Origin of the sequence: Roseomonas elaeocarpi (assembly GCF_042433915.1) — a bacterium.
GTDB lineage: Bacteria > Pseudomonadota > Alphaproteobacteria > Acetobacterales > Acetobacteraceae > Roseomonas > Roseomonas elaeocarpi.
The window spans coordinates 77962-98600 of the sequence record NZ_JBHLUN010000013.1; the positions used below are offsets into that span (position 1 = coordinate 77962).

Genomic DNA, 20639 nt, shown 5'->3' on the forward strand with positions numbered 1-20639 from the left:
CGCTGGCCGGCGGAAACCTCCTTCTCCGCCGCCGGTTACCGAAACGGCGGGAGGTAAGTGCATGCTGCTTCGGATCCTGGGTCTGGCGCTGCTCTACCTCGCCTTCGTCGGGCAGCCCACCTGGCAGGAAGCGGCCGCCGCGCTGATCGGCGCCGCGCTCTTCGCCGGCTTCTCGCTGGCGCAGCGGCAAACCGCGCCGCAGCCCTTCCGCTTCTCCCTGCCGCCACTGCACGCCGCGGTCTCGCTGCTCGGCGCCCTGGGCCGCGAAACTGCCACGGTCGGCCTGGCGCTGCTGCGCGCCGTGATCGGCCGGCCCGTCCGGGGGGAGGTGACGACGCAGCCCTTCGAGCCCGGCGGCCCCGACGCGCGCGACGCGGCACGCCGCGCCCTGGTGATCCTGGGCCTGTCGCTGGCCCCCAACGGCTTCGTGCTGGACGACACCGGGGAAGCGGAAGGCCTGCCGCTGCACCGCCTCGCGCCGCAGCCCGTCGCCGCCGACCGCCGGTGGCCGCTGTGAACCTGCCCGCCGGTGCCGACCTCGGGGCCGGCTGGCCCTGGATGCTGGCCCTGCTGGCACTGCTGCCCGCTTTCGCCCTGTCGGCGGCGATGGCGCTGCGGGGAAGCGTCGGCGCCCGGCTTGTGGCGGCGCAGCTCGCCTCCTCGGTCGCCGTGCTGGCGCTGGTGACGATGAGCTTCGCCTTCGATCAGTCCTCGCTCCTCGACCTGCCGCTGACGCTGGTGCTGTTGTCGCTGCCGGGCACGTTGGTGATGGCCCTGTTCCTGGAGCGCTGGCTGTGAAGGCGCTGCTGCTGCCCGCCCTGCTGTTGCTGACCGTGGCGGCGACCTGGCTCGGCGCGCTGGGCGCCGCGCGGCTGCGCACCCCGATGGAGCGCCTGCACGCCGTCACCTTCGTCAACATCGCCGCCGGCACCGCGCTGCTGCTCGCCGCGCTGGTCAGCGACGGTTTTTCCGCGCGGGTGCTGAAGGTGGCGCTGATCGTCGTCCTGTCCTGGGCCACCGGCGCCGCTCTGTCGCACGCCACCGGCCGTGCCCTGGTGCGGCGCGAGGCCGGGCGCGCCGCCGCGGCGGAGGGCGAGGCGCCGTGACGATCCTGCTCGGGGCGCTGTTCCTCATCGTGGCCGCGACCGGCACAGGCATCGTGCTGAGCCGCCAGCCGCGCCGTCAGGTGATGGCCATGGCCGTGCATGGCTTGGCGATGACGCTGCTGTTCGCGGCACTGCAGGCACCCGACGTGGCCTTCTCGCAGCTGGTGGTTGGCACCGTCGCCGTGCCGCTGCTCTTCCTGGTGGTGCTGGCGAGCCTGCGCCTCCACCGACCCCCGCCCGAGGACGGCGCGAAGCCGGAAGGGGGCGGGCCGGGATGAGGCTCCGCTACCTCCTGACCGCGCTGGCCGCGCTCTGCCTCCTGCCGCTGGCCGCCCCGGTGATCCGCCACATGCCGGAGTTCGGCGCCCATCCGCTCCCCTATGGTGAGGCCGTGAACCGGATCGCGCCCGCCGAGCGGCAGGTCACCAACATGGTCAGCGCGGTGAACTTCGACCTGCGCGGCTTCGACACGCTGGGCGAGGAAACCATGCTGCTCGCGGCCGTGGTGGGCACGGTGGTGCTGCTGCGCGGCGCGCGCGGCGAGGGCACGGCGGACCGCCCGGCCAGCTGCCCCGGCCGGCCCATCGCCCCGCGCAGCCCGGGCGTGGTGCTGCTGTGCCGGGTGCTGACGCCGATGCTGCTGCTCTTCGGCCTCTACGTGGTGCTGCACGCGCAGCTGACGCCGGGCGGTGGCTTCCAGGGCGGGGTGATCATCGCGTCGGGCCTCATGCTCGTCTGGCTGGGCGAGGGCTACGGTGCCTGGCGGAGGCTGGTGCCGGGCAAGGTGCTGCACGCGATGGAGGGCGGGGGCGCCGCGCTCTACACGCTCACCGGCCTCGGCGCGCTGCTGAGCGGGGCGGCGTTCCTGACCAACATCCTCCCCTTCGGCGAGATGCGGCAGCTCCTGTCGGGCGGCATCATCCCGGTGGTGAACCTGGGCGTCGGCCTCGCCGTGGCGGGCGGCTTCGCGATGCTGTTCCTGGAGTTCCTCGAGGAAACGCGCGAGCCCGAGGGCAACGACGAATGACCCTTCCGGCAAGGACGCGGCGGTGAGCGTCATCCCCTGGCTCGCCGCCGCCTGGCTCTTCGCGATCGGCCTTTACGGCATCGTCACGAGCCGCCACTACATCCACCTCATCGCCTGCCTCTCGGTGGCGCAGTCGGGCACCTACGTGCTGCTGCTGGCGATCGGTTTCCGGTGGAATGCCGGGCCGCCGGTCTTCTTCGACCATCCGCCCGGCACGCCGGCGGTGGACCCGGTGGTGCAGGCGCTGGTGCTGACCGACATCGTGGTGGGCGCCGCCGTCACGGCGCTGCTGCTGACGCTGGCGCTGCAAGTCCATAAGCGCAAGGGCACGCTCGACCCCGAGGCGCTGCGGCCCATGCGCCGATGATCTCCGCGCTGCCGCCGCTCGCCGTGGCCGTGCCGATCCTGGTGGCCGCGGCGCTGCTGGGTTTCGGGCATTTCCTGCCGCGCCGCGCCGCCGACGTGGTGGCGATCCTCTGCGCGCTGGGCATCGCCGCGCTGGGGGCGGTGATGGCCGCGCAGGCGATGCACGGGCCGCTGCTGCACTGGTTCGGCGGCTGGAGCATGCGCGGCGACGTGGTGCTGGGCATCGCTTTCTCCGCCGACCTCGCGGGTTCCACCATGGTGGCGCTGCTGGGCCTGCTGTTCGCCGCCTCCTTCCTGTTCGCCTGGGGCTTCTTCGAGGAAGTGGGCGTGCAGTTCCACGTGCTGATGCTGGTGTTCCTGGCCGCCATGGCGGGCTTCAGCCTGACGCGCGACCTGTTCAACCTGTTCGTCTGGTTCGAAGTCATGAGCGTCGCCGCCTTCGCGCTCACCGCCTACCGGCTGGAGGAGTCCTCGCTGGAAGGGGCGCTCAACTTCACCGTCACCAACACGCTGGGCGCCATCACCATGCTGGCCGGCATCGGGCTGCTCTACGGCCGGCTGGGCAGCCTCGACATGCCCACGCTGGGCCAGCGCGCGGCGGCGGCTGGCGCGGACCCGGTGCTGCTGGCGGGGTTCTGCCTCCTCACCGTCGCGCTGTTGGTCAAGGCGGCCACGGTACCCTTCCACTTCTGGCTCCCCGACGCCCACGCCGTGGCGCCGAGCCCGGTCTCGATGATCTTCTCGGGCGCCATGGTGGCGATGGGGATCTTCGGCCTCACGCGCCTCACTTGGAACATCTTTGCCCATGCCGGGCCGGTGGCGGACCAGGCGCACGGGGTGCTGCTCTGGCTGGGCGCCATCAGCACCGTGGCGGGCGGCATGCTGGCCCTGGCCCAGCGCCACCTCAAGCGGATGCTGGCCTTTTCCACCGTCTCCCACACCGGCATCCTGCTGATGGGGCTGGCCACGCTGCGCCCCGACGGGCTGGCGGGGCTGCTGACCTATCTCGTGGGGCACGGGCTGGTGAAGGCGGCGCTCTTCGCGCTGGCGGGCGTGCTGATGGCGACGCTGGGCGGCATCGACGAGATCGGGCTGCGCGGCCGCGGGCGCGACATCTGGCCCGCGGGCCTCGCCTTCGCGCTCGGCGGGCTGCTGCTGGCCGGGGCGCCGTTCGGCCTGATGGATGAGGGGGTGAAGCTGCTGGACGCCGCCGCCTCGGCCGGCGGCACCGCCTCCATCGCGGTGCTGGCCCTGCCGCTCGGCGCCGGGCTGACCGGCGGCGCCGTGCTGCGCGTCACCGGCCGGGTCTTCCTGGGCTGGGGCGAGGTGCCCGGCGAGGAAGAACGCTCGCCCAGCGAGGAAGAAAGCGAGCAGGCCAACCGCCCGCTCTGGCTCATGCTGCTGCCGGTGGCGGTGCTGCTGCTGCTCGCGCTCACCACCGGGGAATTCGTGGCCGGGTTCGCGCGCCACGCCGCGAACGGGATGATGAGCGCGGCGGGCGAGGGGCCGCCGCTCGTGCCGGACGCGCCGGCGCATTCCTGGCTGTCCTGGGCGGGGCTGGCGCTGGCGGTGGTGGTGGCCGCCTGGGACCTGGGCCGGCAGCACCTGCCGCGGCTGCTGGACCGCCCGGTGGACGCGCTGACGGCACCGGTCTTCGCCGGGCTGGACCGGCTGCACAGCGGGCTGATCGGCGACGAGGTCGCCTGGATCCTGCTGGGCCTCGCCGTGCTGGCGCTGCGGCTGGCCTATGGCTGATCCACGACCGACCACGGCTGCGCCCTCCGGGGAAAGACCGCGCCGCCGGTTCTTCCTCCGGCCCCGGCGGGAACGCGGCCGCCTCCGAGCCGCCGCTGATCCTCGAAGTCTTATCGGCGCGGCGGCGGAATCAATGGCCGCGCGGCGGGTCCTGCTTCCTAAGCTGCCAGACAGCAGGGGCGTGGCGAAGCGCAGCCTTTACGCAAGGTCCGGAAAAGGGCCAGGAAAGAACACGGCCACGACGCCGACGGAGCACGAGAGTCCGAGATGATCATCGACTGCCACGGCCACTTCACCACCGCACCCAAGAGCCTGCATGCCTGGCGCGCGCAGCAGCTCGCCAGCGTCAACGACCCCGCCAACGCGCCCCGCAAGTCCGACCTCCGCATTTCGGACGAGGAGATCCGCGACGCCATCGAGAACGGCCAGCTGAAGATGCAGCGGGACCGCGGCGGCGACCTCACGATCTTCTCGCCGATCGCCGGGCAGATGGCGCATCACCTGGGCAACGAGGCGACCAGCCGGGACTGGACCGAGCTCTGCAACGACCTGATCCACCGGGTCTGCACGATGTTCCCCGACAACTTCGCCGCCGTCTGCCAGCTGCCGCAGTCGCCCGGCGTGTCGCCCGCCAACTGCATCCCCGAGCTTCGCCGCTGCGTCGAGGAACTGGGCTTCGTCGGCTGCAACCTGAACCCCGACCCCTCGGGCGGCCACTGGAAGGAGCCGCCGCTCTACGACCGGTGGTGGTACCCGATCTTCGAGGAGATGGTGCGCCTCGACGTACCGGCGATGATCCACGTCAGCTCGTCCTGCAACCCAAACTTTCACCACACCGGCGCCCACTACATCAACGGCGACACCACCGCCTTCATGCAGTTCATCCAGTCCAGGCTGTTCGAGGACTTCCCGACGCTGCGCCTGGTGATCCCGCATGGCGGCGGCGCCGTGCCCTACCATTGGGGCCGCTACCGTGGGTTGGCGCTGGAGATGAAGGACGGCACCACGGTGGAGAAGCTGATGAACAACGTCTTCTTCGACACCTGCGTGTACCACTACCCGGGCGTGCAGCTCCTCACCGACGTGGTGCCGGTGGACAACATCCTGTTCGGCTCGGAGATGATCGGCGCCGTGCGCGGCATCGACCCCGAAACGGGCCAGTACTTCGACGACACCAAGCGCTACGTCGACGCCTGCCGCGACCTTTCCGAGGAGCAGCGCCATAAGATCTTCGAGGGCAATGCCCGCCGCGTGTATCCGCGCCTCGACGCGCAGCTGAAAAGCCGCGGCCACTGAGCCCGCCACCCCGCCGCTGAAGCGGTGAGGCGGCGCGCGGTCGGCCGCGCGGGAATGGCCCCGGATCATGCGGTTCGGGGCCGCGGGACGTCGCCCCGCGATTGAAGACTGTGGGTTGGGATGAAGCGCGGCAAAGACCGCGGCGAAACGCCCTGAAGGGGCGATGAGGGAAGGAGGGGCCATGGGAGGCGCTGGAGCCACGCGTCGGGCCGTCCTGGGCGGCGGGCTGGCCATGGCCGCGCTCGGAAGCGGCAGGCTGGCCGCGCAGGCGCCCGCGCGGCCAGTGACGATCGCCAATGCCGCGGGCAGCGTCAACGTCACGATGCAGCAGCTGATGAAGCAGCAACGCTACCTCGAGGAGTTCGGCCTCGCGCCGGAACTGATGCACGTGTCCGACGGCACCCGGATCAACAGCGGCATCATCGGCGGCGACATCGACCTCACCACCATGTCGGGCTTCGCGCAGGTGTTTCCGGCGGTGGAGCGCGGCGCGCAGCTGAAGCTGATCTGCGGCGCCGCGCTGCTGCCCTCGCTCTGCGTCTTCACCGCCAAGCCGGAGGTCCGCACCCTCAAGGACCTGGAAGGGCGCACCGTCGGCACCGGCTCGCTCGGCTCGCTGCTGCACCAGCTGATGGTGGGGCTGTTCAACAAGTACGGCGTCGACAGCAGCAAGGTGAAGTTCGTGAACATCGGCGCCAGCGTCGACGTGTTCAAGGCAACCGCGGTCGGCACGGTGGATGCCGGAACCGGCGAGAACGCCATCCTCGAGCAGCTGGACGACTACAAGGTCAGGCTGGTGGAACACGGCAACATGGCCGAGGAACTGCCGGAATACACTTATCAGGGCGGCTGGACCTCGCAGCGCACGCTCGACCAGAAGCGCGACACCGTGGTGCGCGCCCTGGCCGCCTACGCGAAGCTCTACCGCTTCGTGCAGATGCCCGAGGCGCAGGACGCCTTCCTGCGCGCGCGCCGCACGGTTCTGCCGGGCTCCGGCGACCGGGAAGGGTTGGCGCAGTGGCACTTCATCCAGCGCTACAAGCCCTTCGCGGTGGACCTGGTGCTGGGGCCGGAGCGGCTGGACTACATGCAGAAGCTGAACCTGCAGCTCGGCACGCAGAAGCAGCTCCTGCCCTACGACCGCGTGGCCGACAGCAGCGTCGCGCGCGACGCCCTGTCGCTGCTGGCCTGAGCGGCGATGTCGGCAACAGCATCGGGACGGCCCGGTCCAACGGACCGGCCGCCCGGAGATCCGAAACAACCGAGCCGGGAGACCGATCAGTGACCAGGACATCCAACCAAGGCCTGTCACGCCGCATGCTGCTCGGCGCCACGGTTCTGGGCTTCGGGGGGCTGGGCTTCGCGGCCTCCGCCGGCCGCGCCCGGGCGCAGGCCCCGGCGGCCAGGCCGGTGACCATCGCCAACGCTTCGGGTCTCGCCAGCTTCACCATGCAGGAGGTGTTGCGCCAGCAGGGCTACATGGAGGAGTTCGGCCTGAAGCCCGAAACGCTCAACATCGGCGACGGCGGCAAGATCGTGGGCGGCATCATCGGCGGCAACATCGACGTGTCCATGCTGTCCGGCTTCGCGCAGATCTTTCCGGCGATCGAGCGCGGGGCGCAGCTGAAGGTCATCGCTGGCGGCGGCATGCTGCCCTGGCAGGCGGTGTTCACGGCCAAGCCGGAGGTCCGCACGCTGAAGGACCTCGAAGGCAAGACGGTCGGCACCGGCTCGCTCGGCGCGCTGCTGCACCAGCTGATGGTGGCGCTGCTGCAGAAGCACCAGGTCGACGTTTCCAAGGTCCGTTTCGTCAACATCGGCGGCAGCGTCGACATCTTCCGCGCCGTCACCGCCGGCACCGTGGATGCCGGGCCCGGCGACCTGTCGCTGATCGACCAGCAGGACGAGTTCAAGGTCCGCCTGCTCGAGCACGGCAACATGGCCGAGGAACTGCCCGAATACACCTACCAGGGCACCTGGACCTCGACGCGCGCGATCGAGGGCAAGCGCGACGTGATCGTCCGCAGCATGGCGGCCTACGCCAAGCTCTACCGCTTCGTGCAGTCCCCGAATTCGCAGGAGGCCTTCGTGCGGGCGCAGAAGACGCTGTTCCCGCGCGCGCCGGAAGACCAGGCCGTGACCCAGTGGAAGTACATCCAGAAGTACAAGACCTATAACGAGGCGCTGGTCGTGAGCGAAGAGCGCTTCAACTACATGCAGAAGCTCAACATCGAGGTGCAGTCGCAGCGCAAGGTGCTGCCCTACAGCCAGATCGCGGACATGTCGCTGGCGAAGGAGGCGCTGGCCATGCTGGGCTAACGGCGCGGCCAGGGGCGGGCCACAGCGTTCCCCCACAGATGATCACGAAAATGTGTGGTTCGCCGGGCCTCCGCGCTTCCTATCGTCCATCCTCAAGCAAGCAAGAAATACCAGGGGTGGACAAAGAGATGGCACGGCCCGCGGGCTACAGCCTACGACATTTGCGTGTTTTCCAAGAGGTTGCCCGCCTCCGGAGCGTCCGTAAGGCGGCCGATGCCGTTCACCTGACGCAGCCGGCCGTGACGCAGGCCATCGCCAAGCTCGAAGGGCAGATCGGGACGCAGCTCTTCGACCGCCGCAGCAGCGGGACCTATCTCACGCCGGCCGGGGAGATCCTGGCCCATCGCGTCGGACGCATGTTCCGGCAGATCGAGGAGGCGCTGGCCGCGCTGAGCCCGGGTGACCTGCCCAGCGCGCAGCTCGCCTGCGCGGCGGAACGGATCACCCTGCCGCAGATCCGCGCGCTGTCGGCCATCGCCAACAACCAGGTGGCCCGCATGGCCGAGCAGGCCGGGATTTCCCAGGCCTCGCTGATCCATGCCGCGCGGGAGATGGAGCGCTGCCTGGGCACCCGCCTGCTGCGCCATGCCTCCTCCGGCCTCTCCACCACCGAGGAAGCGGGCGAGCTCGCGCGGCGGCTCTCGATCGCGGTGCGTGAGTTCGACTGCGGGCTGGAGGAAATCTGGGCCGACGCCAACCACCATCGCGGCCTGCTGCGCATCGGCGTCATGCCGCTGGCCGGCAGCTTCCTGGTCGGGCAGGTGGTCAACGAGCTGATCAAGTCCGCCCCGGAAGCGCGCGTCCAGCTGCGCACCGCCGACAGCAGCTACCTGTCCAACGCCCTGCTCAACGGCGACATCGACTTCGTGATCGGCCTGTCGCGCCTGACGGATGGCGAGAAGTTCACCCAGGAAGCGCTGGCGGCGCTGCCCTACGTGCTGGTGGCGCGCGCGGGCCATCCGCTGACGCGGCGGTCCGCGATCCGCCTCGCCGATCTCGAGGATTACGAGCTGATCGCGCCCAGCCGCGAGGCGACGCGCCGCGTGGCCTTCGACCGCCTGATCGCCCTGGTTCCGCACGCGCGGGCGACCAACATCGAGGCCTCCTCCATTTCCACCCTGCGCTTCCTCTTGTCGGGCAGCGACCGGCTGGCGCTGCTGACGCATTTCGAGTTCGAGCAGGAAAAAGCCGCGGGCGTCCTGACCGCCCTGCCGTTCGGCCCCATCGAGCCCGCCCCGTTCATCGGCGTCTCGTGGCGCAAGGATTGGGAGCTGCCGCCGCTGCACAAGCAGTTCCTGAGCCTGCTGCGCTCCCATGCCGCGGCGATCTCGGCGGTGGAAGGCCAGGCGCCGATGCTCCATTGCCCTGAGGAGGCCGCCTAGCGGCGCCGTCGCCACGGCAGCGGGCCGCTGCGGGAGCGCGGCGCCGCTCACAGCAGCCGCACCGCCTCGGCTGGCAACGACCGGTCCACGGCCGCCTCCTCGGGGACCGGCTTCGGCTGCACGCCGAGGCGAACGTTCAGCGCCTGCAGGAAGGCGATGCGCTCGGGCGGGATGGCGAGGTCCAGCGCGAAGGGCTGCACGGTCTGAAAGAAGCGCCACTGGTAGTCCGAGGACGCCTCGAAAGCCTCGTCCTTGCCGCCCAGCGCCGCCCGCCGCGCCGCGAACCAGGCGTCGCGGGAATCCGGGCCGGCCAGGAAGCGGAACATGGTGCCGTAGGCCGCGAGCGTGCGCACCAGCAGCTCCCGCTTGCTGGCGATGACGTGGTCCGCCGCGAAGCCGCCCTGGAAGGGGTAGTCCCGCAGGTTGCGCCACATGTCGCCGCCTTCCACGACGTGGACGCCCAGCGCGGGCAGCTGCGGGATCACGTCGATCTGCCCCGGGCCGGCATCCACCACGCCGGCCACCACCGCGCGGAACACGTCGGCGCTGCTGCCGATATTGGCGAAGGTCACCGACGCCGGGTCGATGCCTTTGCTCAGCAGCAGCGCCACCACCGTCTGGTGCAGCTGCGCCCCCAGTGAACCGACGCCGATCGTACGGCCTTTCAGGTCCTCCACGCTGCGGATGTCCGGCTTGGCGCTGAACACGGTCTGCTGTCCGAGCAGCACGGAACCGTTGGTGATCTTGAGCTTGGCGCCGCGCTGCACCGCCGGAAACACCTGCGAGAAGCCGGCCAGTGGGCAAAGGTCCATCTGCCCGCTCAGCACGCTGCCCATCAGCTTCGAGCCGTCGGACACGTAGAGAGGCTTCACCCGCAGCCCGAACTTTTCGAAGAAGTTCTGCTGGTGCATCAGTTCCTCGAAGGCCGAGGTCAGGTTGCCGGCGGCGTTGATGATGTTGACCGTGTCTCCACCCCCGGCCTGCGCGCGCGCCCGGCGGGGCAGGGCCGCCGGCACCAGCGCCAGCGTCGTGGCGGCCGCGGCGCCCCGCAGGATGCCGCGACGCTCCAGCGCGTGCTGTCCGGTTGTCATGGATGGGCTCTCCCCGGCTGCGCCACGTGCCACGGCCTGTTCCCCCACGGGCCGCAACGCCGTCTCGTGACGAATTTGCACGAATGATGTTCCGCAACAGCCATCAGTTCCGATATCGGTCCGATAAATCCTCGCGGTGCTGCGCTGCAACAAAGGCTTGCCGGCCTCTTCTTATACCCTTCCGGCTGCTTCTGATTGGTGCGGCCCGGCCGGTGTGAGGGAGGCTCCCCGCCAAGGACCGCGGGTCGCGACGGAGCGGGTGTGCAGGCGCGACGGCACGACGTCCCGCGGCGGGGCTGGAGTTCAGGGGAGCACCATGGCTGAGAAAGTGAAGCTCGACATCTCGATCGCGGAGTATCCGCACACCGCCGCGATCCTGAGCGGCGAAATTCCCATCGAAGGTGTGGAGCCGAACTTCATCAGGGTCGTGCCGCAGATCGGCGCCTTCCGCCGCATGGTGCGCCAGGTCGAGTTCGACGTCTGCGAGATCGCGCCCACCACCTACATCATCGCGCGCGCCTACGGTGCCCCCTTCGTGGCGCTGCCGATCTTCGTGATGCGCCGCTTCCACCATGCCGGCCTGCTGGTGCGCCCCGACGCGAACATCACCACGCCCAAGGACCTGGAAGGCAAGAAGGTCGGTGTGCGCGCCTATTCCGTCACCACCGGCGTCTGGACCCGCGCGATCCTGATCAACGAGTTCGGCCTCGATTCCTCCAAGGTGACCTGGGTGGTCGATGACGAGGAACACGTCACCGAGATGCCGCTGCCGTCCAACGTCATCCACGCGCCGGCGGGCCGCTCGCTGGCCGACATGATGGCCGATGGCGAGCTCGCGGCGGGCTTCGACGCCAATGCCGGCATCGGCCGCACCGGCAATCCGACCGGCGGCTGGAAGGTCGTGGAAGCGAACTACCCGGACCTGTTCCCCGATGCGGAAGCGCTGGAAGCCGACTGGTACCGCCGGACGCATATCTACCCGATGCACGGCACCATCGTGGTCAAGGATGCGGTGCTGCGGGAACATCCCTGGGTGGCGCAGTCGCTGTTCAAGGCCTTCTCCGAGGCCAAGCGCCAGTGGCTCGAACGCCTGCATGCCGGGCAGGCGACCACCGCCACGGACAAGCGTTACCTCGCGCTCACGAAGATCGTCGGCCCCGACCCGCTGCCCTACGGGATGGAGGCCAACCGCGCCACGATCGAGGCGCTGGAAGAAACCGCCTTCAAGCAGGAACTGACGCCGCGGCGGATGGAGATGCGGGACATCTTCGTCGATCCCGAGCGGAACTGAGAACAGGAGGAAGGCACCGTGGCTTCGCGATACGTCGACATCCACCCGCACGTCATTTCCACCGACGAGAAACGCTACCCGCACTCGCCGCTCTTCGGAAAGCAGTCGGACTGGTCCAAGGAACGCCCGACGGAGGTCGAGAACCTGATCGAGTTCATGGACGAGGCCGGCGTGGAAAAGGCCGCGATCGTCCAGTCCTCGACCTGCTACGGCTACGACAATTCCTACGTCTGCGACGCCGTGCAGCGCTATCCCGGCCGCTTCACCGCGGTGGGCTCGGTGGACCTGATGCAGCCCGACGCGCCGCAAACCATCCGCGGCTGGACCGAGCGCGGCCTCACGGGCCTGCGCCTCTTCACCGGCGGCAGCACCAAGGAGTTCGACACCTCCGAGCTCGACGATCCGCGCTCCTTCGCCGCCTGGGAAACGGCGGGCGAGCTCGGCCTGCCGATCTGCATCCAGACCGGCCCGGTCGGCCTCGCGCAGGTGGCGGGACTGGCGAAGCGCTTCCCGCAGGTGAAGATCATCCTCGACCACCTGGCGCGTCCGGTGATCGACGACGGCGCGCCTTACAAGAAGGCCGTCAGCCTCTTTGCGCTGGCGCCCTTCGAGAACGTCTACCTCAAGCTGACACCGCGCATCTTCACCACCGTGGTCCAGGGCGCGGCGCGGCCGGACACCTTTTTCCCGAAGCTGATCGAGATGTTCGGCGCCTCGCGCCTGGCCTGGGGCTCCAACTACCCCGCCTCGGAAGGCTCCATGAAGGAGAACCTCGAGATCGCCGAGGACCGCCTCTCGGTGGTGGGCGAGGCGGACCGCCGGCAGATCTTCGCCCGCACCGCACAGTCGCTCTACCCCACGCTCAAGGACTGACAAGACAACAACGACGAAAGGAGGTGACGCCGTGAACAAGAAGATCAAGCTCTCGGTGGAAAACGTGTCCAAGACGTTCCGCATCCGCGGCGGCGCCAACGGTGAGGACGGCATCCTGCCGGTCCTCCGTCACGTCAACTTCGACGTGTACGAGGGCGAGATCGTGTCGTTGATCGGCGAGAGCGGCTGCGGCAAGACCACGCTGCTGCGCATCGTGCAGGGCCTGGTGCGCCACGACGCCGGCAACATCCGGGTGGACGGGCAGCCGGTGTCGCGCCCCGGCCGCGACCGCGGCTTCGTGTTCCAGCAGGCCAGCCTGCTGCCCTGGCGCTCCGCCCGCGCCAATGTCGAGTTCGGGCTGGAGCTGCAGGGCGTGCGCGCCGCCGACCGCCACCGCCGTGCGGAGGAGCTGCTGAAGCTGGTGGGTCTGGGCCATGCCGGCGCGCAGTTCCCGCACGAGCTGTCGGGCGGCATGCAGCAGCGCATCGGCCTGGCGCGCGCGCTGGCGATCGACCCGGCGATCATGCTGATGGACGAACCCTTCAGCGCCCTCGACGCCCAGACGCGCGAAGTGCTGCAGGAAGAATTGCTGCGCATCCAGCGCGAGGTCGGCAAGACCACGCTCTTCGTCACGCACGACCTGGATGAGGCGATCTACCTCAGCAACCGCGTGGTCGTGCTCGCGGCCAAGCCCGGCCGCGTCAAGCGCATCATCGAGATCCCCTTCGAGCGCCCGCGGCCGCCGCTGACCGAGCTGCGCGGCGACCCGCGCTTCCAGCAGATCCGCGCCGAGATGTGGGAGCTGATCCGCAACAGCGCCCCGCTCGCCGCGGCCGCCTGACGATCCTGGCCGCCGAACAGGAACAAACCCCGATGTCGCAGTCCACGACCCCCATCAACATCCCCATCGACCGGAACAACATGTCCAGCCGAACGGAAGTGGCTGCGCATCTGCAGCCCGAAACCCAGATCGAGGATATCGGCCCGCCGCCCAAGCAGCGCGCTTACCTCTGGATCATCCGCCTGTGTTCCGTGGTCGCGGTGATCGGCCTCTGGGAAGTGCTGGGCCGCCAGGTCAACCCGCTCTTCATGAGCTATCCCAGTGCCATCGCCGTGGCGGCGGCGGCGATGATCGGCAGCGGGGAGCTCGGCACCGCGCTGGTGAGCAGCCTGTCCACGCTGATCCTGTCCTTCGTGATCGCCAGCGTGATCGGCCTGGGCCTCGGCCTGCTGATCGGCCGCTACCGCGCGGTGGAAGCCGCGACGGACTGGCTGGTGAACGCGCTCTACTCGACGCCGCTGGTGGCGGTGATCCCGCTGGTGATCCTGTGGTTCGGGCTGGGCAACACCGCGAAGATCTTCATCGTCACGATCCTCGCGGTCTTCCCGATCCTGATCAACACGATCTCGGGCGTGCGCAACGTACCCTCCAACCTCGTGGACGTGGGCACTGCCTTCGCCGCCAACGAGTACCAGGTCTTCACCAAGATCATCCTGCCCGCGGCGTTGCCCTACATGATGACCGGCCTGCGCCTGGGCGTCGGGCGCGCGATCATCGGCATGGTGGTGGCGGAGTTCTTCACCGCGATCACCGGCCTGGGCGCGCTGATCGTGAAGTACGGCAACCAGTACGACACGGCCTCGATGTTCGTGCCGATCTTCGTGCTGATGTTCCTGGGCGTGATCCTGTCGCTGGTGGTGCGCAGCCTCGAGCGCTGGGCCGCCCCCTGGCGCTTCACCGAGGAGTGAGCGGCGGCGGCCCGGATGCACCCCGGGTCGCGCCACTGGCCGGCCACGACCGGCTCCGTCCATTCCCGGCCGGAAGCCCATCCGGCCGCAGCAACAGCATCGCGCGGAAGGCCCGCACCGTGGGCGTGCCGCGGCGCAAGACCCGAAGCTTGGAGACACTCATGGCCTATCCCGAAAGCGGCCCCGTCCGGCTGCGCACCAACCTGGCCGACTATCCCGTCACCATGGCCCTGAAGCGCGGCGAGGTGAGCTCGCCCCTGGTGGAGTTCGACTTCTGCGGCCCCAAGACGGCGCATAACGGCTTCAAGGGCATGGTGCGCGAGAACGCCTACGATGCCGGGGAACTCGCGATCGTCACCTTCCTGCAGGCCAAGGCCTACGGGAAGCCCTACGTCATGCTGCCCGCGCCGATCTCCGGCCGCATGCAGCACCACACCATCGGCTACAGCAACAAGCACGGCGAGATGAGCCCCAAGGACATCGAGGGCAAGAAGGTCGGCGTGCGCAGCTACGCGCAGACCACCGGCCTCTGGGCGCGCGGCATCCTCCAGCACGAGTACGGCGTGGACCTCGACAAGGTCACCTGGCTGACCGTGGACGAAGGCCACCTCGCGGAATACCAAGATCCGCCCAACACCCAGCGCCTGCCCAAGGGCTCCAAGCTTGGCCAGATGCTGATCGACGGCGAGATCGCGGCCGGCATCCTGGGCAACGACATGCCCGACGACCCGAGCATCCGCACGCTGATCCCCGACGCCAAGGCCGCGGGCAAGCAGTGGTACGAGCGCGAGCGGATCGTGCCGATCAACCACATGTTCGTGGTGCACCAGGACCTGTCCCGCACCCGTCCCGACGTGATCCGCGAGCTGTTCCGGATGGTGGTGGAAAGCCGCGCCGCCGCGGGCGAGGTGGGCCTGCTGCCGCCCTTCGGCGTGGAAGCGAACCGCAAGGGGATCGAGCTGGCGATCGACTGGGCGCTGGAACAGCGGATCATCCCGCGTCGCCTCAGCGTGGACGAGCTGTTCGACGAGAACACCGCCGGCCTGACGGCCTGAGGCCGGGGGAGGAGACGGGACGCCGGACCCGTCCGCCCACCCAGGCGGCCGGTGCCCCGTCGCGGCGCGGTCAGAAATTCCGAGGTGCGGCAGGTTCCCGCAGCCGCAACCATCGCGTCACGGCGGCACTAACCCCTGGTTGAGGTGGGGGGACGCCATGCCGGAGGACCAGCAGCAGCACCGGAAGGACGCGGAGAACGAGGACGTCCAGGAGCTTTCGGCGCCGCGCTCCCCGGTGATCTACGAGGTCGTGCGACGCCAGGGGCAGGAAGAGCTCGAACGCCCCGTCGGCTCGCTTTTCTGGTCGGGCTTCGCCGCCGGCATCGCGATCATGGCCTCCGTGATCGCGCAGGGTGCCCTGATGCACAAGCTGCCGCCCGGAACGCCGGGGCGCGAGGTCATCGCGGAACTCGGCTACAGCCTGGGCTTCCTGCTGGTGATCCTCGGACGCATGCAGCTGTTTACCGAGCAGACCATCGTCACCGTGCTGCCCAACATGGCCGAGCCGGGCTGGCACCGGTTCGCGACCACCGCGCGCCTCTGGGGCATCGTCTTCCTGGCCAACATGCTGGGCACCGCCGCCGCGGCCTTCATCAACATCCGCTTCCACCTGGTGAGCCCGGAACTCGCCCACTCCATGCTCGAGGTTTCGGCCAAGCTGCTGCCGATGACACCCTCCGAGGTGCTGCTGCAGGGCATCCCAGCCGGCTTCCTGATCGCCTCGGTGGCCTGGATCCGCGCCGCCGCCAGCGGCGGCGAGTTCGCGATCGTGCTGGTGCTGACCTACGCCATCGCGCTGGGCGGTTTCACCCACGTGGTGGCGGGTGCGGCCGAGGCCTTCCTGCTGCTCTTCGACGCCCAGGCGGGGCTGGGACAGGTGCTGGGCGGCATGATCCTCCCCGCCCTGGTGGGCAACGTCATCGGCGGCACCGGCCTCTTCGCCCTGCTGGTCCACGCCCAGGTCCGGCAGGAGATGTGACGCCGCGGCCGCACCGGGCGGGCATGCGCCTCGGCGTGTGCCGCCCGGCGCCGGCGGACCTTGTTGTTCCGCTCCGGAACATAATATGAACTCTCATGCAGAGCCGCGCCATGGACCTCCGCCGTAAGCTGGAAATCCTCGCCGACGCGGCGAAGTACGATGCCTCGTGCTCGTCCTCCGGCACCGAGAAGCGCGACAGCCGCGACGGCGGCCTGGGCTCCACCGAGGGCATGGGCATCTGCCACGCCTACGCCCCCGACGGCCGCTGCATCTCCTTGCTGAAGGTGCTGCTGACCAACGCCTGCGTCTACGACTGCGCCTACTGCATCAACCGCGCGTCCTCCAACGTCGCGCGCGCCCGCTTCACGGTGCGCGAGCTGGTGGAGCTGACGCTGGACTTCTACCGCCGCAACTACATCGAGGGACTGTTCCTGAGCTCCGGCATCATCCGCTCGCCGGACTACACCATGGAGCAGATCCTCAACGTCGCCCGCCTCCTGCGCGAGGAACACGGCTTCCGCGGCTACATCCACCTCAAGACCATTCCCGACGCCGACCCGGCCCTGGTGGCCAAGGCCGGCGCCTATGCCGACCGGCTGAGCATCAACGTCGAGTTGCCCAAGGTGGAAAGCCTGGCCGCCCTGGCGCCCGAGAAGGACAGCGGCGCCATCCGCCGCGCCATGGGCGACCTGCGCCTGCGCATCGACGAGGCCAAGGAAGCCAGGAAGGACCAGGAGGCCGGCCGCACCCGCGCCGCGCCGCCGCGCTTCGCCCCCGCAGGGCAGAGCACGCAGATGATCGTGGGCGCCGACAACACCGATGACCGGCAGATCCTCCACAGCTCGGCCAACCTCTACGGCTCCTACCGGCTGCGGCGCGTCTACTACTCGGCCTATTCCCCGATCCCCGACGCGCCCTCCGCCCTGCCACCGGCCGCCCCGCCGCTGATCCGCGAGCACCGGCTGTACCAGGCCGACTGGCTGATGCGCTTCTACGGCTTCGAGGCCGGGGAGATCGTGGCGCCGGAAGACAGTGCCGAGGGCGGCGGGGCGCCGGGGATGCTCGACCTCGACGTGGACCCCAAGCTCGCCTGGGCGCTGCGCAACCGCCACCGCTTCCCGGTGGACGTGAACCGCGCCGACCGCGAAGCCCTGCTGCGCGTGCCGGGCCTGGGCGCCAAGACGGTGGAGCGGCTGCTGGCCGCCCGCCGCCACCGCGACATCCGCATGGACGACCTCGCCCGGCTGCGCGTGTCGCTGCGCAAGGTGGCGCCCTTTGTCCTCGCGGCCGACCACCATCCCCGCGCCGGGCTGCTGGACCGCGCCGACCTGCGCGCGATGCTCACCGCGGGGGAAGGGCTGGCGCGGCAGCTGCCGGTGACCGGCAAGCCGCAGCAGCTCTCGCTCTTCGGGGCCGCCGCGTGAGCGGCGCGGATGGATGGCGCGTGAGCGGCGTGGGCAGGGACTGCAGGGGCAGGGCGACGGCAACGCCATCTGAGCGGCCGGGAAGCAGGTGCCAGCCCGGGAGGGGTGCCGCGTGAGCGCCACCGCCGACCTGTTCGCGCCCGCGCTGCCGGGAAGCGATGCCGCTGCCCCCGACCTTTGCACACCCGCGCCTCCGGACGGCGTGGCGACATCCTCCACCGGTTCCGACCCCACCCACCTGTCGGACGCCACGGCCCCGGGGAGCGACGCGGGCGGCCACAGCGTCGCGCTCGGTCACCCGGCGGACTACGCCGGCTGGCGCGAGGCCGCCCGCGCACTGGTGATCGCGGGCGTCCCGCCCGAGGCCGTGCAGTGGTCCAGCCCCGCCGACCCGCCGGCGCTGTTCGGCGGCCCGCCGCCACCGCCCGCGCCCGAGGGCGCGCAGCTTCGCGTGCCCAAGGACTTCCCGGCGCTGGCGGAGGTGGTGATCCGCCACCGCGACCCGGCCCGCTTCGCCCTGCTGCACCGCCTCCTGTGGCGCCTGCAACGCGAACGCGCCCTGCTGGAGGTCGCCACCGACCCGGACGTCCACCGCGCCACCACCATGCGCAAGGCCATCGGCCGCGACGCCCACAAGATGCACGCCTTCGTCCGCTTCCGCGAAGTGCCGATGCCGGATGGCGCGCCGTCCCGCTACGTGAGCTGGTTCGAGCCGGAGCACCACATCCTGGAGGCCGAGGCTGGCTTCTTCACCCGCCGCTTCGCGCAGATGCACTGGTCGATCCTCACCCCCCGTGCCTCGGCCCACTGGGACGGCACCGCGGTGAGCTTCGGCCCCGGCGCCCGCCGCGGCGACGCCCCGGCCGAGGATGCGGCGGAAGACCTGTGGCGCGCCTACTTCGCCGCCATCTTCAATCCCGCCCGCCTGAAGCCCGATGCCATGCGCGCCGAGATGCCGGTGCGCTACTGGCGCAACCTGCCCGAAGCGCAGCTGATCCCGCGCCTGATCGCGGAAGCCCCGGCCCGGGTGGCGGCCATGGTGGAGCGCGGCGCCACCGCCCCGGCACAGCGCCGGCAGCGCGCGCTGCACCTCCCGGCCGCGCCGCGCGTTGACAGCATTGCCATGCCAGACAGCAACCCCGCGCCCATTCCCGGCGCCCCGATCGACACCGCCGCCGCCACGGCCGCCCTGCTGGAGCTCCGCCGCGGCCTGGAGACCCGCAACGACCTGCCCGACTGGGCGCGCAACAGCACCCAGCCGGTCTTCGGCGAGGGTCCGCCCGGCGCGCCGATCATGTTCATCGGCGAGCAGCCGGGCGACGAGGAGGACCTGGCCGGCCGCCCCTTCGTGGGTCCCGCCGGCCGACTGTTCAACCGCGCGCTGGAGGAAGCGGGCGTGTCCCGCGACGAGGCCTACGTCACCAATGCGGTGAAGCACTTCAAGTTCACGCCCACCGGCCGGCGCCGCCTGCACCAGTCGCCCGATGCCGGTGACATCAGCTACTACCAGCCTTTCCTGCAGCGCGAGATCGCCATCGTCGCCCCGCGCCTCGTGGTGACGCTGGGTGCCACCGCGCTGCGCGCCGTCACCGGCCGCGCCATGCCGGTGACCAAGGTTCGCGGCACGATCCTGCGGGGCGCGGACGGGAAGCCCTTCTTCCCGACCGTCCACCCGTCCTACCTGCTGCGCATCCCCGACGCCGCCACCAAGGCCCGGGAATACGAGCGCTTTATCGAGGACCTCGCTTCGGCGGCTTCGACTGCCCGCGCGCTTCCTGCTTCTTGAGCTTGCGGCGGTCCAGCTTCTCGCCCTCGGGCGCGGCCGCCTTCTTCCCCTTGCCCTTCGGGGCAAGGTCTTCCGTGGCGGGGGCGGGCTGCGCGGGCGTCGCCGCGGCGGCCACGGTGGCAGCCTCCTCCGGCGCGGCCTCGGCCGCGTCATGCAGGCGCTTCACCCCCGCATCGCCAGGCTGCCGTTCCAGCAGCTGACGCGCCAGCGGCAGCGCCTCGGCCGGGCGCTTGAGCTGCAGCAGCGCTTCCACGGAGCGGCGAAGCGCGGTCGTCTCGTCGCCGGGATAAACGTTCATCGTCTTGTTTTCGCGCGCCGCCAGCACCGACTGCGCCTCGGCCAGCGCTTCCTCGCGGCGGCCGACGCGCAGCAGGAAGGTGGCCACCATGTTGTGCAGCCCGGCATCCTCGGGCTTCATGGCCGAGGCCGCCTGCGCCGCCTCGGCGGCCTCCTCCCAGCTTTCCAGCGAGGCCAGCGCCTTGGCCAGGCCGATGCGCGGGGGAAGCTTGCTGCCGTCCGCCTCGACCTGCGCCCGTGCCTTGGCCGCCGCCGTGGCCCGGGCCGCCCGCGCGCCCTCCGCGTCGATGGGGTGCAGCACCACTGCCTGCAGCAGGTAGGCTTCCGCATCCTCCGGCGCCGCCGCCACCATCCGCTCCGCCTCGGGCACGGCTTCCTCGTGACGCTTCAACTGAAGCAGCGCGGAGCACAGGCGGCGCAGGGCACCGTAATCCGTCAGCCGGATGGCCAGGGCGCGCCGGGACACCTCTACCGCCTCTTCCGACCGCTGCGAGGCCAGCAGGTGGCCCGCCAGCATGTTCAGCGCGCCGACATCCTCGGGCCGGATCGAGATGGCTTCCTGCACGGCCTCGGCCGCGTCCCGGAAGCGCGCCTTGGCAGCCAGCGCACGACCCAGCGCCATCCAGGCACCGAAGTCACCCGGATCGCCTTCGAGCCCCAGCCGTTCGGCCAGCGCGGCGCGGGTCGTCTCGTCCTGGGTCTCGTTCAGCAATTCGGTCATGCCTGCGCTCCGCCAGGGCCCGCTGGAACGGGCCATGGTCCATGGTTCAGTGCAGCAATTTGCCAAAATGGAGCAAAGTTACAAGTTTTGCTCCAGGCACGCGTCCGGACACGACCCGCAGC

General features: G+C 70.3%; 21 protein-coding genes. 19 read left to right on the forward strand and 2 right to left on the reverse strand.

Annotated features, from left to right (window positions below):
* The first annotated feature begins 61 nt into the window (after nucleotides 1–61).
* From ACFFGY_RS17910 to ACFFGY_RS17960, 11 genes are all read left to right on the forward strand, one after another.
* Complete coding sequence (locus tag ACFFGY_RS17910) at nucleotides 62–517, forward strand: hypothetical protein (RefSeq protein WP_377045887.1); 456 nt, start codon at nucleotides 62–64, stop codon at nucleotides 515–517.
* Nucleotides 514–798 (forward strand): monovalent cation/H+ antiporter complex subunit F, encoded by a 285-nt coding sequence (locus ACFFGY_RS17915; RefSeq protein ID WP_377045888.1) that lies wholly within the window; start codon nucleotides 514–516, stop codon nucleotides 796–798. The genes ACFFGY_RS17910 and ACFFGY_RS17915 overlap by 4 nt, the downstream gene beginning before the upstream one ends.
* Nucleotides 795–1106, forward strand: a complete 312-nt coding sequence (locus ACFFGY_RS17920; protein ID WP_377045889.1) for a monovalent cation/H(+) antiporter subunit G — start codon at nucleotides 795–797, stop codon at nucleotides 1104–1106. The genes ACFFGY_RS17915 and ACFFGY_RS17920 overlap by 4 nt, the downstream gene beginning before the upstream one ends.
* Nucleotides 1103–1384 (forward strand): Na(+)/H(+) antiporter subunit B, encoded by a 282-nt coding sequence (locus ACFFGY_RS17925; RefSeq protein ID WP_377045890.1) that lies wholly within the window; start codon nucleotides 1103–1105, stop codon nucleotides 1382–1384. The genes ACFFGY_RS17920 and ACFFGY_RS17925 overlap by 4 nt, the downstream gene beginning before the upstream one ends.
* A complete protein-coding gene (locus ACFFGY_RS17930) occupies nucleotides 1381–2133 on the forward strand; it encodes an MnhB domain-containing protein (RefSeq protein WP_377045891.1) in 753 nt (250 codons plus the stop codon). The genes ACFFGY_RS17925 and ACFFGY_RS17930 overlap by 4 nt, the downstream gene beginning before the upstream one ends.
* Nucleotides 2134–2155: 22 nt before the next feature.
* The gene (locus ACFFGY_RS17935; RefSeq protein ID WP_377045892.1) at nucleotides 2156–2500 is read left to right on the forward strand and encodes a sodium:proton antiporter; all 345 of its coding nucleotides are present in this window, start codon (nucleotides 2156–2158) and stop codon (nucleotides 2498–2500) included.
* Nucleotides 2497–4254 (forward strand): complex I subunit 5 family protein, encoded by a 1758-nt coding sequence (locus ACFFGY_RS17940; protein ID WP_377045893.1) that lies wholly within the window; start codon nucleotides 2497–2499, stop codon nucleotides 4252–4254. The genes ACFFGY_RS17935 and ACFFGY_RS17940 overlap by 4 nt, the downstream gene beginning before the upstream one ends.
* 267 nt (nucleotides 4255–4521) lie before the next feature.
* Nucleotides 4522–5550 (forward strand): amidohydrolase family protein, encoded by a 1029-nt coding sequence (locus ACFFGY_RS17945; protein WP_377045894.1) that lies wholly within the window; start codon nucleotides 4522–4524, stop codon nucleotides 5548–5550.
* A 181-nt stretch (nucleotides 5551–5731) separates the two neighbouring features.
* Nucleotides 5732–6742, forward strand: a complete 1011-nt coding sequence (locus ACFFGY_RS17950) for an ABC transporter substrate-binding protein (RefSeq protein WP_377045895.1) — start codon at nucleotides 5732–5734, stop codon at nucleotides 6740–6742.
* Between the two features lie 89 nt (nucleotides 6743–6831).
* Nucleotides 6832–7869 (forward strand): ABC transporter substrate-binding protein, encoded by a 1038-nt coding sequence (locus ACFFGY_RS17955; RefSeq protein ID WP_377045896.1) that lies wholly within the window; start codon nucleotides 6832–6834, stop codon nucleotides 7867–7869.
* 128 nt (nucleotides 7870–7997) lie between these two features.
* Nucleotides 7998–9251 (forward strand): LysR substrate-binding domain-containing protein, encoded by a 1254-nt coding sequence (locus tag ACFFGY_RS17960; protein ID WP_377045897.1) that lies wholly within the window; start codon nucleotides 7998–8000, stop codon nucleotides 9249–9251.
* Between the two features lie 47 nt (nucleotides 9252–9298).
* Here ACFFGY_RS17960 and ACFFGY_RS17965 read toward each other — a convergent pair whose 3' ends face one another.
* A complete protein-coding gene (locus ACFFGY_RS17965; RefSeq protein WP_377045898.1) occupies nucleotides 9299–10342 on the reverse strand; it encodes an ABC transporter substrate-binding protein in 1044 nt (347 codons plus the stop codon).
* A gap of 316 nt (nucleotides 10343–10658) precedes the next feature.
* Between ACFFGY_RS17965 and ACFFGY_RS17970 the strand changes: the two genes are divergently transcribed.
* From ACFFGY_RS17970 to ACFFGY_RS18005, 8 genes are all read left to right on the forward strand, one after another.
* Nucleotides 10659–11633 carry an ABC transporter substrate-binding protein gene (locus ACFFGY_RS17970; protein WP_377045899.1) on the forward strand — a complete coding sequence of 325 codons (975 nt, stop codon included), beginning with the start codon at nucleotides 10659–10661 and terminating at the stop codon, nucleotides 11631–11633.
* Nucleotides 11634–11651: 18 nt separating this feature from the next.
* Nucleotides 11652–12506: an amidohydrolase family protein gene (locus ACFFGY_RS17975; protein WP_377045900.1), complete on the forward strand. Its 855-nt coding sequence runs from the start codon at nucleotides 11652–11654 to the stop codon at nucleotides 12504–12506.
* A gap of 31 nt (nucleotides 12507–12537) precedes the next feature.
* Nucleotides 12538–13347: an ABC transporter ATP-binding protein gene (locus ACFFGY_RS17980; RefSeq protein ID WP_377045901.1), complete on the forward strand. Its 810-nt coding sequence runs from the start codon at nucleotides 12538–12540 to the stop codon at nucleotides 13345–13347.
* Between the two features lie 32 nt (nucleotides 13348–13379).
* Nucleotides 13380–14255 (forward strand): ABC transporter permease, encoded by an 876-nt coding sequence (locus ACFFGY_RS17985; protein WP_377045902.1) that lies wholly within the window; start codon nucleotides 13380–13382, stop codon nucleotides 14253–14255.
* Between the two features lie 161 nt (nucleotides 14256–14416).
* On the forward strand, nucleotides 14417–15310 hold the full coding sequence (locus ACFFGY_RS17990; RefSeq protein ID WP_377045903.1) for a substrate-binding domain-containing protein: 894 nt from the start codon (nucleotides 14417–14419) through the stop codon (nucleotides 15308–15310).
* 157 nt (nucleotides 15311–15467) lie between these two features.
* A complete protein-coding gene (locus ACFFGY_RS17995; RefSeq protein ID WP_377045904.1) occupies nucleotides 15468–16289 on the forward strand; it encodes a formate/nitrite transporter family protein in 822 nt (273 codons plus the stop codon).
* A gap of 95 nt (nucleotides 16290–16384) precedes the next feature.
* Nucleotides 16385–17713 (forward strand): putative DNA modification/repair radical SAM protein, encoded by a 1329-nt coding sequence (locus tag ACFFGY_RS18000; protein WP_377045905.1) that lies wholly within the window; start codon nucleotides 16385–16387, stop codon nucleotides 17711–17713.
* A gap of 112 nt (nucleotides 17714–17825) precedes the next feature.
* Nucleotides 17826–19499, forward strand: coding sequence for a UdgX family uracil-DNA binding protein (locus tag ACFFGY_RS18005; RefSeq protein ID WP_377045906.1), 1674 nt, complete (start codon nucleotides 17826–17828; stop codon nucleotides 19497–19499).
* On the opposite strand, the gene ACFFGY_RS18010 is transcribed toward ACFFGY_RS18005, so the two are convergent.
* Nucleotides 19444–20517, reverse strand: a complete 1074-nt coding sequence (locus ACFFGY_RS18010) for a tetratricopeptide repeat protein (RefSeq protein WP_377045907.1) — start codon at nucleotides 20515–20517, stop codon at nucleotides 19444–19446. The genes ACFFGY_RS18005 and ACFFGY_RS18010 overlap by 56 nt on opposite strands.
* Between the last annotated feature and the right edge of the window lie 122 nt (nucleotides 20518–20639).